Annotated in this window: 12 protein-coding genes; all 12 read left to right on the top strand. The window is 42.5% G+C overall.

Annotated elements, in window-relative coordinates; translation table 11 throughout:
- Positions 1–309: 309 nt before the first annotated feature.
- The 12 genes from UQ64_RS16425 to ptsP all read left to right on the top strand — a co-directional run bounded on the left by UQ64_RS16425 (position 310) and on the right by ptsP (position 12031).
- The gene (locus UQ64_RS16425; RefSeq protein WP_060624516.1) at positions 310–1656 is read left to right on the top strand and encodes an extracellular solute-binding protein; all 1347 of its coding nucleotides are present in this window, start codon (positions 310–312) and stop codon (positions 1654–1656) included.
- 33 nt (positions 1657–1689) lie between these two features.
- The gene (locus tag UQ64_RS16420) at positions 1690–2574 is read left to right on the top strand and encodes a carbohydrate ABC transporter permease (protein WP_060624515.1); all 885 of its coding nucleotides are present in this window, start codon (positions 1690–1692) and stop codon (positions 2572–2574) included.
- Entirely contained in the window at positions 2574–3404 is an 831-nt protein-coding gene (locus tag UQ64_RS16415) for a carbohydrate ABC transporter permease (RefSeq protein WP_060624514.1), read from the top strand. The genes UQ64_RS16420 and UQ64_RS16415 overlap by 1 nt, the downstream gene beginning before the upstream one ends.
- A gap of 169 nt (positions 3405–3573) precedes the next feature.
- Positions 3574–4497, top strand: a complete 924-nt coding sequence (yhfZ, locus tag UQ64_RS16410; protein WP_060624513.1) for a GntR family transcriptional regulator YhfZ — start codon at positions 3574–3576, stop codon at positions 4495–4497.
- A 30-nt stretch (positions 4498–4527) separates the two neighbouring features.
- Positions 4528–4887 carry a PRD domain-containing protein gene (locus UQ64_RS16405; protein WP_060624512.1) on the top strand — a complete coding sequence of 120 codons (360 nt, stop codon included), beginning with the start codon at positions 4528–4530 and terminating at the stop codon, positions 4885–4887.
- Entirely contained in the window at positions 4887–5252 is a 366-nt protein-coding gene (locus UQ64_RS16400; protein ID WP_060624511.1) for a DUF2620 domain-containing protein, read from the top strand. Before UQ64_RS16405 ends, UQ64_RS16400 begins: the two co-directional genes overlap by 1 nt.
- Positions 5253–5334: 82 nt before the next feature.
- The gene (locus tag UQ64_RS16395) at positions 5335–6633 is read left to right on the top strand and encodes a YhfT family protein (RefSeq protein ID WP_245238057.1); all 1299 of its coding nucleotides are present in this window, start codon (positions 5335–5337) and stop codon (positions 6631–6633) included.
- A gap of 18 nt (positions 6634–6651) precedes the next feature.
- A complete protein-coding gene (locus UQ64_RS16390; RefSeq protein WP_060624509.1) occupies positions 6652–7557 on the top strand; it encodes a phosphotriesterase family protein in 906 nt (301 codons plus the stop codon).
- A gap of 41 nt (positions 7558–7598) precedes the next feature.
- Positions 7599–8768, top strand: a complete 1170-nt coding sequence (locus UQ64_RS16385) for a YhfX family PLP-dependent enzyme (protein ID WP_060624508.1) — start codon at positions 7599–7601, stop codon at positions 8766–8768.
- A complete protein-coding gene (locus UQ64_RS16380) occupies positions 8768–9985 on the top strand; it encodes a phosphopentomutase (RefSeq protein WP_060624507.1) in 1218 nt (405 codons plus the stop codon). Before UQ64_RS16385 ends, UQ64_RS16380 begins: the two co-directional genes overlap by 1 nt.
- A gap of 18 nt (positions 9986–10003) precedes the next feature.
- The gene (locus UQ64_RS16375; RefSeq protein ID WP_060624506.1) at positions 10004–10261 is read left to right on the top strand and encodes an HPr family phosphocarrier protein; all 258 of its coding nucleotides are present in this window, start codon (positions 10004–10006) and stop codon (positions 10259–10261) included.
- Positions 10262–10294: 33 nt separating this feature from the next.
- A complete protein-coding gene (gene ptsP, locus UQ64_RS16370) occupies positions 10295–12031 on the top strand; it encodes a phosphoenolpyruvate--protein phosphotransferase (protein WP_060624505.1) in 1737 nt (578 codons plus the stop codon).
- The last annotated feature ends 301 nt before the right edge of the window (positions 12032–12332 follow it).

The following is a 12332-nucleotide window of genomic DNA, read 5'->3' as shown; positions in this document are numbered from 1 at the left end:
TTGTTATTAAATTCATTGAAATCTGTGATTTACAATTAGAAAAAAGAATGGTATTATTTCCTTGAGTCAAAATACAAAAAAACATATATTCAAAAATCTGTACAGCAACACAGTGGATTGCAGTAAGTTAGTTGATTTAACAAGTCATGTGGGGGAAAATTTATGGCCCAATATACAAATTAATGTATTTTGAGGTCGAGAGAAAAGGGGGCAATATTGTAAGCGCTACCTAGTACGAATCTGTGGAGCGTAAACAAGGAAATTATTTAAATCATAGCTACATAATCGATTAATAGGGAGTTGTGAAAAATGAAAAAGCAATCATTGTTATTGGCTATTACAGCACTGGTGGCGCTAGCGGGTTGTTCGGAGAAAAATGCAGAAACGACGGAGAAGGCAATTGCTTCTTCAACTACTGAAGTAAGTAAGCCCGCTTCATCAGACCCATTCAAGATGGTACTTCGTCATATTCACATTCGTGAAACTGCGCTACCAACCTTGAAGCTGCTTGAGGAAGTTGTACAAAAGACAGAAGAAGAAGTTCCAGGCTTGAAGTTCACACTTGATGGCGTTGAAGATACGGTGAACCGAAATGTAAAGCTGAAGGCAGAGATGGCAAGCGGAACTCAACCCCCGATTTTCAGTTTGTTCGGTGGTGCTGATACTCAGAACTACTCAAAAGCAGGTCGTTTATTAGCGCTTAATGACATCATGGCTGAGGTGGGAATTCAGGATAGCTTTTTCGATCTTCGTGAATTCACAGTGGATGGGAAAATCTATGGCTTGCCTGAATCCGGCTACATCGAAGGTTTCTTTTATAATAAGAAGCTGTTTGCAGATGCAGGTGTAGAAGTACCAACGACTTGGGATGATCTACTTGTTGCAATGGAAAAGCTGAAAGCCAAAGGAATTACCCCGCTTGCAATGGGTGCTGGTGGCGGTGATGGTTGGGTGGCGAACATGCTTGTGAACAATCTGATGATTGCACTTGGTGGGCCTAGTCTTCAAGAAGGTTTTGCATCTGGAGCTACGAAATGGACGGATCCTGCAGTAGTTGAAACGTTCAAACGAGTTGCTGATTTAGTTGATAAAAAATATATTGATCCGAACGTGCTTGGATTGGCTTTTGCTGAAGGTCAAGCTACTTTCTATACTGGTAAAGCGGCAATGCTCTTTGATGGTAGCTGGGCTGTAAATGCGATAATTGGTGACACATCGGTGGTTAAAGACTCCACAGGATTCTTCCGTTTCCCTGATGTAGATGGTGCAGGTGATGGATATATCAATGGTGGCTGGTCGAATGGTTATGGATTCTCTGCGGATCTGAAAGACAACGAATTGCAAGCGGTAAAAGCATTTATTAAGAACTTCTATACGTTAGACAATCAAGCGCGCATCCTCGGGGAAACCAACCAAATTCCTGCAATGAAAGGGATTACGGAGGTAAAAGGTGCTAGTGAATTGATTACGATGATTGGTAAACAACAAGGTTCAGCCAAAGGCGCTTACCCAGCTTTTGACGCATTTGTACAAACGAGTGTAAAGGTAGAATTAGAAACGATTGTTCAAGAATTGTTAGGTGGAAAAATCAAACCTGAAGCAGCAGCAGAGCGTATGCAAAAAGCGCAAGAAAGCGCGAATGCAGAAGGTAAGTGATTTTAGTATAAAGCCTACTACAGGAGATATGACATGAGCAAAATCTATAAGAATTATACAGCTTACTTTATATTCGTAGTGCCGGCGCTATTGTTGTACATTACTTTTTATCTGATACCGTTATTTAATTCCTTGCGTTATTCCTTTACGGACTGGAATGGTATCAATGATCCTGTGTACACTGGATTTGGGAATTTTGCAAAAGCGTTAGCGGATGAGAAGTTCTGGGTTGCCTTTAAGAATAACGCTTACTTTGTGGGCTTCTCAGTGTTCATTCAAGTCCCACTAATCATTTTCATTTCTATTATAGTAAGTGGGGTCAAGCGGTTTCTAGGTTTTTACAAGCTGACTGTGTTCTTGCCAAGTATTTTATCAACAGCTTCGGTCTCCATCATCTGGAAGTTTATTTATGCGCCGGAAGCAGGCTTATTGAACCAAGTACTTCGCACAATAGGACTGGATTCATGGGTGAAAATATGGCTTGGAGATGAGGCATACGCGATATTTGCGGTGCTTGTAACGAATGGGTGGCAATGGACTGGGTTTTATATCGTTCTAATCCTAGCAGCCATATTTGCAATCTCCAAAGAAGTTCTGGAAGCTGGGGAAATTGACGGTGCTACGGGATGGACCAAAGCAAGATTACTAACGATCCCTTTAATTCGACCAGTCATCGGTGTAACGCTATTACTATCTGTTACGGGAGCCATGAAAGCACTCGATATTGTACTTATTATGACCAAAGGTGGTCCGTTCGGTAGTACCGAATTGATGGCGACCTATATGTACAAACAAGCTTACAGTATGAATGATTTTGGTTACGCAAACGCAATAGCAATCGTAATTACCCTATTTACAGCGCTAGTGACACTAGGACTTCAGTTCTTTAACAATCGGTCGAAGGAGGATGCATACTAATGAACAATAAGCCTAAACGCCGCATTCTCCCTCATGTAATACTCATGGCTTATGTTCTTTCGGTACTGTATCCTTTATGGTTTGTAGTTGTCTCATCTATGAAAAATAATACCGAAATGTTTAATGATCCATGGGGACTACCGCCGAGCTGGAACCTTACTAATTATGCTAGTGTATTATCCAACTCGCTAGTCATACGCAATTTTATGAACAGTATGTTTATTGGGTTAATTGCGACAGTTACTACGATCCTCCTGTCAACAGCCATTGCCTATGCGCTAACTAGAATGAAGTTCAAAAGCTTAAACCGGATTGTATATGGATTACTATTGTTATCCTTGTTAATCCCACCTGCTTCATTACTTATACCGTTGTATACCATGATTCAGGAGCTTGGACTCTATAATACTTATTTTGCGCTAATTATCCCTTATGCTGCATTCGGTATACCGCTTACCGTGTTTGTTGTGAGTGCATTTTTGAAGTCGATCCCTCTGGAGCTAGAGGAAGCGGGTGTAATGGATGGCCTGACCACCTATGGTATCTTGCTGCGAGTCATTATTCCACTTACAATGCCAACATTAGTAACTGTATTTATTCTCAATTTCATTAACAACTGGAATGAATACATTATGGCGAGCTTATTCTTGTCCAGTCAGGAGCTACGTACGATGCCTGTTGCAGTAGTTGCCTTTGCAGATAAGTTCAACATGAACTACGGCGCACTGACAGCATCGATTGCAATAAGCATCTTCCCGGTCATTCTGATGTACTCCTTCTTCCAAAAGAGTATTATCGAAGGCGTAACAGCAGGAAGCGTGAAGGGTTAATTTAGTAACATTTATTAAAAAGCATAAGCATTGGCTCTTTCGGATCTCCTTACGGACGAAGTCTTTACATCATTCCTTGAGCTCTTGTATAATGAAGCCACAAATCAAAATACACAATTTTGTATTTTAGAATGAGAATATCTAGTGGTCGAATTGGAGCGAGGTTAAAATGATGAAAGATAAATTGTACCAAAAAAGCGGAGTGGTCATTATGCATCTAGCTAGGGTGTTTATGACTAAGAAAAAGGGCGATCGGATTGAAACGGTATCGGAGTATGAGAAGGAGCTTGGCTATGCTCGGGGAACGATCCAGAATGCACTTTCTGTATTGAAAACAGAAGGTGCAGTTAAGCTCGAGAGTAGAGGGCATGTAGGTACCTTTGTAAAAGAGATCGATTATAAGCTTGTTTGGATGTTCACGGGAATTGATTTTGTGATGGGAGCTATGCCGCTTCCATATTCCAAATTATACGAAGGCTTTGCAACAGGTCTATATAAATCAGCCGAAAAGCATAGTGGGGATTTAAACATGGCGTATGTTCGGGGAGCGAGTGTACGGATTCAAATGCTGCTTAAAGGCGCATATGATTTTGTCGTCGTTTCCCGGCTTGCTGCCAATCAGGCTATTGCTGAGGGATTGGAGCTAGAAATAGGACTATATTTTGGGCCAAAAACGTATTTGTCTGAGCATGTCATCTTGTTCGCAGACAGCACGAAGCAAATCATCGAGGATGGAATGACCATTGGGCTCGATCCAAAATCGATTGACCAATCTTATATTACGAAGGCATTGTGCGAAGGAAAGCAAGTGAAGCTGCTAGAGATGCCATATAACCAAATCGTTCAAAGTATTCAATCCAATAAAATAGACGCTGGTGTATGGAACCTGGATGAAATTAAGGAAAAGGAATTACAGATTTCCTACCAAAGCATATCGAATAATGCAGCATTCATCGAGACCTCTGAGGCCGTTATATTGACTGCCAAGAATAACAAAGGGATCAATAATATTTTAAAAGAATTGATCCAATCGGATATTGTACTCGACTACCAGCGCAAGGTAGTGAACATTGAAATTGATCCTAGCTACTAATATTAACTAACGGATGGGGAGACAGATGGCATGTCACTTAATGATCGAATAGAGCTATTATTTGAATCTGAACAAGTGGATCGTGATACCTTTGAGCAGACTCCAAATGTATTAAAGAAGGTAGAAGAGTTTCTGGAGCTTAAGCTTGAAGAGGAGAATGCGGGTTCACTTACCTCTCACCTCATGAAAGCTATTCAGCGGATAAAGACGAATGAAGCTGTACAGACATGTTCGACAGCATTAGTGCAGCAAGCCTTAGCTAAATCTGAGGTCTATGAATTTTCATTAGAACTCTTGGCTCCCTTTAATATTCATAACTCTAATTTAGATGCTGAGGCAGCATTTATTGCCTCTTATCTACTCTCACTGACGGATGAGGAGGAAGTTTAATGATACGCATTGTTATAGCAGGCTTGCAGAAGGATCGGATTAAGAAAAGTGTTATCGAAGCAGGTGGAGAACGCGTAGAAGCATTGATAACCACGGATATGGATGCTGCCAAAAGAGTGAAGACTGGTCAAGCTGATTATTATATCGGAGCATGTAATTCAGGTGGAGGCGCTGCTCTATCCATCGCAATTGGACTTCTTGGTTATAGCAAGTGCGCTACGGTTGCTAAGAGTGGGGGCAAACCTGATCCGCTCAAGATCGAAGCACTTGTCAACAGCGGTACAATTGCCTTTGGAATCGCTGAAGAAAGTATTGAAACGGCTGTTACCTTTATCGTTGAAAGCTTGCTTAAGAAACATCAGTAATCTAGCAAGCATACTAATTTTTACAAAGGGGATGGGGAAGATCGACTGGAACAGCTTACATCTCATACAACCTTTGACTATCATGCAGTTTATTGTTGTGATGTGCTTAACGGCTCTAACGGCGCTTGCTGCTCATTTAGGAAAGGCTGTATTTCATGACGGTATCCGTCCTATTCTGCCTGAAGTCATCGAAGCCCGGATGAACCGGCGTGAGCTAGCCTCTATTGCTAGTGGATTAAGCTTTGGTTTCATTGTTTCCGTCGGAATTTCATTTGCCTTCTCATTTCAGATGTTGAACCCGTGGCTGTTATTTCTACCAACTGATATTTTGGGTATCCTTGCAACCCGTTGGTGGATCGCACTAGTGTTAGGTGCTGCTTGGGGAGCTATTGCATTGTTTGGGCTTGCAGGTGTTCTGTCGCTTGCGACCATGCTGCCCATCGATATAATTGATCCGCTCAGTCAGCTAAATGTGGGATTCTTGGTTGCCGTTGCCGTTTTTCCTTTGGTTGCGATTATGAATCAATTCGGTTGGAAAAGGGCATTATCCAGTGCTGTCATTGTACTGGTCACTCGCCAATCGCTAGCATTATATACCGATAGCGGAATCTTCATTCAAGTAGCCATGACAACGATTGTTTCTGTACTTCTTCTAGTGGGATTTGTATTACATAAAGCCTGGACCCAGCGACGAGATCTGGATGTTGATGAGCAAGAAGAAGAGTTAGAACAGCGTATTCATTTGAAACGGATTGTTAAAGGTCTTCCTTTGTTTATGGCTATTGGAGGTTGTGTGGCAATTGCGACTAATCTTGGCCTATTCACAGGATCGGATGCAACTATACCTTATTTACAAAATGCTTGGAGCGCTGGCGAAGCAACAACCCGTGGAGGTTGGCTTCAAAGCGCCGCAGTTATAGATATCATACGTTTGCTGAGCTTTATGCCACTAATTGTAACAACAGCATTAGCAACGGGTGTTTACGGGGTCATGGGACTTATGTTTGTTTTGCCAATAGGATACCTATCTCCTAATCCTGTGGTTGCTGGTTTATTAGGGGCTGTAGTGGTTTGTCTGGAAATCGCAGCCATAAGTAAGATATCGACGTGCCTCCAGCGGTATCCGATGATACGTGAAACGTCTGATTATTTCCGTTCAGCAATGAATACGATGATTGAAATTGGACTCTTGATTGGTGGTGCTTTGGCTGTATTTCAAATGGAGTCTAGCACGGCAGGATTAGGCTTAATGTTATATATTCTGCTATATGCTGCTAATGAAGGACTGGGACGCCCAGTGATGCGACTTGCTTTTGGGCCTGTTGCCGCAATTGTAGTCGGATTAGCACTAAATATACTTTACTTTACCCATTTACTATAGCTCGAGGGGGAAATAGAATTGAAGCTGCATACTATTAATGGACTTATAGATGTTATGGGGATTAACAGCACGATGATTCATGAGCATCTTGTGTTTGATTTAACGCATGTTCGTAATGATGCGGACTCTAAGCTGCATAGTAGCGATGTAATAGAAGAGATTGAGGGCTTGCAAGCATCAGGCTGTGATCTAATTGTTGAAGTATCTAATATCGGCATGGGCCGTGATCCACTAGGCATGCTTGAAATCTCGGAGCGAACAGGAATCTCAATTATTGCTTCTACCGGGTTCTATAAAGAGTGCTTTTACCCTTCTTTCGTATTTGAGAGTAGCGCGGAGAGTCTTTCTGAGATCTTCATTCGTGAGCTTGAAGTGGGGATGGATGAAACGTCAATTAAGGCTGGGTTGATTGCTGAAATCGGCAGCAGCTTAAACGAAATAACTGTAGCGGAAGAAGCTGTATTCCATGCAGCGATTATCGCACATCAGGCCACAGGCGCACCGATTAGCACACATTGTGAGATCGGTACGATGGGTAGGCAGCAATTAGCCTTGTTTGAGAAGTACGGGGCTGATCTTAGCAAGGTATCGTTTGGTCATCAAGATTTAAACTTAGATATTAATGAACAAAGAGAGCTCCTACGGAGTGGTGCTTTTATTCAATTCGATACGATCGGCAAAAACAATTATCGTACGGATGAAGATCGTGCGTTGAATTTAGTTCAGCTATTAGAGGATGGCTTCGAGGATCGTTTGATGCTTTCGTGTGATATTACGCGCAAATCGCATTTGCGCCAGCATGGTGGACATGGATATAACCATTTGTATGAGAGTTTTATTCCGAAGTTAAAACAGCATGGTGTAACGGATACCGTGCTTGAGAAAATGCTTAAGGTTAATCCACGCAATTTTTTGAATTTCTAGTAGATCGTGAGGGTTGAAGTCAGAGAATTAAGGAGTTCACTATGTTCCTAGAAAAAACTATAGAGAGAAATGCCGCATTGGTTCATTATGCGATTGAACTGCATCAATCTGGGCAAATTATGCCAGATACATATGTGATAGATTTGGATGCAGTATCAAGCAATGCAAGTGCTATGCTAAAAGAAGCGGATGAGCAGCAAATTAAGCTATTTTTTATGACAAAGCAGCTTGGCAGAAATCCAATTGTCTCGCAGGAGTTAATGAACCTCGGATTCGAGGGAGCCGTTGCTGTTGATTTCCGGGAAGCTGAGACACTGAATGATTTTGGCATTAAATTAGGTCATGTTGGGCATTTGGTGCAAACCCCATCCCGAATGATTGATCAGGTTGTACGCATGAAGCCGTCATGGATGACCGTCTACACGGTGGAAAAAGCGAAAGAAATTAACCAAGCCTGCCGAAAATTAGGATACACTCAAAATGTACTTCTGCGGGTAATCGATCATCAAGACGTCTTATATCAAGGACAATATGGCGGTATTCGTTTAGAAGACTTGCCGATCTGTATGGAGCAATTATTGGGATTGAGCCATATCCGGGTAAGCGGCTTAACTTCATTTCCCTGTTTTCTATATGACGCCAATCTCGAAGATTTCGCTCCGACGATAAATGTGCAGACCATGCACGCAGCCAAACAGCTTTTGGAAGAACGGTATGGCTTGAAGATCGAGCAAATGAATATGCCTTCGGCCACCTGTTCACACAGTATTAAGCTAATAAAAGCTTCTGGAGGAACGCATGGTGAGCCTGGGCATGGGTTACTGGGTACGACACCGATGCATGCGGTTGCCGATTTGGTTGAACGACCTGCGATCGTGTACGTAAGTGAAATCTCCCATACACTGGATCAAAAGAGTTATTGTTATGGTGGCGGTTACTATCAACGGACGCTTTTAAAAGAAGCAATTATCGCAGATTCATCAGGCAACCTGCATACTAGTAAAGTACATTCACCATCACTTGATTCTATTGATTATCATTTTGAGCTGGATGGATTATATCCCGTGGGACATTCCGTCATTATGGCTTTCCGTACACAAATTTTTGTTACCCGAAGTGTAGTTGCTATCGTTGAGGGTTTATCTAAGAACCGTCCAAGACTAGTCGGCCTGTATGATAGTTTAGGAAAGCCGATCAAGGGGGCTGACTAATGGGCAGATTTGTCGTTGTTGTACTGGACAGCTTTGGGGTCGGGGCAATGGATGACGTCCATGAAGTTAGGCCACAGGATGTAGGCTCGAATACCTGTAAGCATATTTTGCAGACCGTATCTGATTTATCGCTAATGAACATGTGCAAGCTTGGCTTAATGAATGCGCTAGGTGAAGAGCTTGGCGTTAACAGGTTTAGTAAAGAATCGACATATGGAACAGCTAATCTAACGCATATTGGTGCAGACTCGTTCGCAGGTCATCAGGAAATTATGGGAACAAGACCAAAGCCGCCTCTTCTTCAGCCATTTCGTGAAGTGATTGATCAGGTCTTTCAGGCATTGATTGAAGCGGGGTATTCGGCTAACTATGTAGGTGATGACACGAGAGTACTGGCAGTAAATGAATCTGTTATAGTAGGGGACAATCTCGAGACAGATCTCGGTCAAGTCTTCAATGTGTCAGGCTGTTTAGATGTGATTTCATTCGATGAAATTGTTAACATTGGTCAGGTTGTACGAAGTGTTGTTAAGGTGTCACGGGTGATTGCTTTGGGTGGTGAACAGGTTAGCTTTGACCAGCTGCTACAAGCCCAGAGCGCCAAAATGGACGGTGTTTATGTTGGGATCGACACTCCGAAATCAGGGTTATACAATACCGGTTATCGTGTTACTCATCTGGGATACGGTGTGAATGCTGCGGTACAAGTGCCAACTATTCTCGGTAGGAATAACATAGCGGTCTCTTTAATTGGTAAAGTAGGAGATATCGTTGAAAATCGCATAGGAAGCAATCTGCCGGGCGTAGAAACAGAGATATTGTTTGAGCTATTGCTAAGTGAAGTAAAGCGAATACCTCACGGGTTTATTTGCCTGAATATTCAGGAGACAGATCTAGCGGGCCACGCGCAAAATACAGAGCGTTATGCCGATCGCTTAAATGTATCCGATCTTTACATAGGTAAGCTCATGGATCAACTGGGAGCTGATGATATTCTCATCGTAACGGCTGATCATGGCAATGATCCAACAATTGGGCATAGCCATCATACAAGGGAAAAGGTTCCTGTACTTGTATATCATGAGCCTATGCAGGAGTGTAATCTCGGATGTATGCAAACATTGTCTGACATTGGTGCTACGGTTGCAGATTATTTTAACGTCGAGATACCTGAGAACGGGCAGTCATTTCTATCAAAATTCAAGGTTGTTAATTAGTAAGGAGTGGGAGATATCATGGAAAAAGAGTTCACGATTATTAATCCTGCGGGAATTCATGCGAGACCTGCAAACGCAATTATGGATAAGGCAATAACCTTCACCTGTCGTATTACCCTTCAGAAGGATGCGAAGACGGCTAATGCTAAAAGCATGGTTAGTCTATTGAAGCTTGGCGCGAAGATGGGAGATACGGTGACAGTCATTACGGATGGTGAGGATGAGCTTGAAGCTCTGGCTGCCGTAGGAGAAATTATACAATCTAGTATTGATTAGTAGTGATTATGGGTCACATTAAGGGGATAGCCAATGAACGAGTGGGTAGGAATTGCAGCTTCGAGTGGCTATGCGTTGGGAACGGCGTACGTGCTGCCTAGCGCTCTATATGATACAAGCAGGAGAGGGCTGGAAGCACACGAAATTCTTGCTGAAGTCGGAAGATTCGAAGCAAAGGTAGAGCAGTCGATTAAGGATATTGAGTTATTAAAAAGCGACGCTGTTGCTGACAACAAAGTAGAACAAGCCGCCATTTTCGCAACACATCTCTCTCTTTTACGTGATCCTGAATTTGTGGGAGAGGTTACGCAACGGATTCAAGATGAAGCAAGCAATGCAGAGGCAATGCTACATGAAGTGACCGAAGAATTAATTACACTGTTTGAAGCAATGGATAATGAAGTTTTAAAAGAGCGCTGCTCTGATTTGCGGGATGTAAGTGCAAGAATCGGTTCTTATTTAAGTGGTGAAGAAGAGAAGCTTCAAACCGAATTTCCTGAGCCAGTTATTATGATCGGAATAGACTTGGCACCCTCGCTCACTGCAAAGCTAGATGTAAGTCAGGTTACTGGGTTCGCTGTAGATGTTGGAGGCAAAACCTCACATTCGGCAATTATTGCTCGATCATTAGGTATTCCAGCAGTTGTGGGCTTGAAGGACATTTCTTCCAGTATTCAAACGGGTGATTTCATCATTATTGATGGTTATCGAGGGACTGTAATGGTGAACCCATCCTCAGAGGTAATTGTTGCCTATCAAAAATTGAAGCTTGACGAAGATGCTCGATTAGCGCGTTATGAGATGTATAGAGAATTACCTACGGTTACAGCAGATGGAATATCGGTACAGCTTGCCATCAATATTGCTAATCCTAAGGATGCTATGGCAGTTAAGAAGGTTGGGGCTGAAGGGGTCGGATTGTATCGGACGGAGTTTCTATTCATGGATAGGAAGGAGATGCCAAGTGAAGAGGAGCAGTATTATGCTTATAAAGCTGCGGTAACAGCAATAGGCGAGCATGGGCCTGTTATCATTCGTACACTTGATGTCGGCGGTGATAAGGAGATTCCTTATTTACAGCAATCGAAAGAGTCCAATCCGTTCCTAGGCTATCGTGCCATTCGTTTGTGCCTTGGTAGTGGGAATGCCGATATGTTTAAAATGCAATTACGTGCAATTCTACGGGCAAGCGTACATGGTAACGTCAAAATCATGTATCCCATGATCGCGACACTTCAAGAGCTTCGTGCAGCAAATCATTTATTGAAAGAAGCTAAGGTTGAGCTTGATGCAATGGGCGTAAGCTATGATGATACAATCGAAGTAGGCATTATGATCGAAGTGCCAGCGGCAGCGTTAATTGCAGATCAGCTCTCGAAGGAAGTGGATTTTTTTAGTATTGGTACAAATGATCTTGTACAGTATACGATGGCTGCGGATCGGATGAACGAGCAGGTTGCTTATCTAACCCAGCCATTACATCCTGCGGTTCTTCGGTTGATTGATCAAGTCATTCGAGCTGCTCATACTCAGAATAAGTGGGTCGGGATGTGCGGAGAAATGGCGGGTCATCCAGTCGCCATACCCATATTGATTGGAATGGGGCTTGATGAATTTAGTATGAGTCCTGCAGCCTTGCTACCTGCAAGGGAATTGATCTCCAAATTAAATTGTTCTGAAATGGTGGAGCTAGTGCGAGATGTGCTGCAAATGGAATCTGCTGATGAAATCGAAACTTACGTTAAGAGCAATGTATTGGAATTTGATTAAAACGAGTTTGATTCAAACTTGTTTAAAGAAACAGACCGCCTAATGGGGAGGCCACTGAAAAACCTGTATTATTAAAAGTTATAAGAGTGCCTCAAATTAAAAAGGCGACATTTTGTTCGATTTTGAACGAAATGTCGCCTTTGCTTCGTAGCATATTATCTTTAGGTACGACGATATCGTAAATCGCCATAAATGACTGAGGTTAAGGGATTGTTGGTTTGAAATCATCCGGGTCACCACCTAGAATTAATACAATAATTATACAGCAAAACAGGACACCCTTCCTCGAAAAGATCGAGGA

This window comes from Paenibacillus etheri, assembly GCF_001012825.1.
Taxonomy (GTDB): Bacteria; Bacillota; Bacilli; order Paenibacillales; family Paenibacillaceae; genus Paenibacillus_AQ; species Paenibacillus_AQ etheri.
The sequence above is the reverse complement of the archived record's forward strand: the minus strand, read 5'-3'. Positions and strand labels throughout refer to the sequence as shown.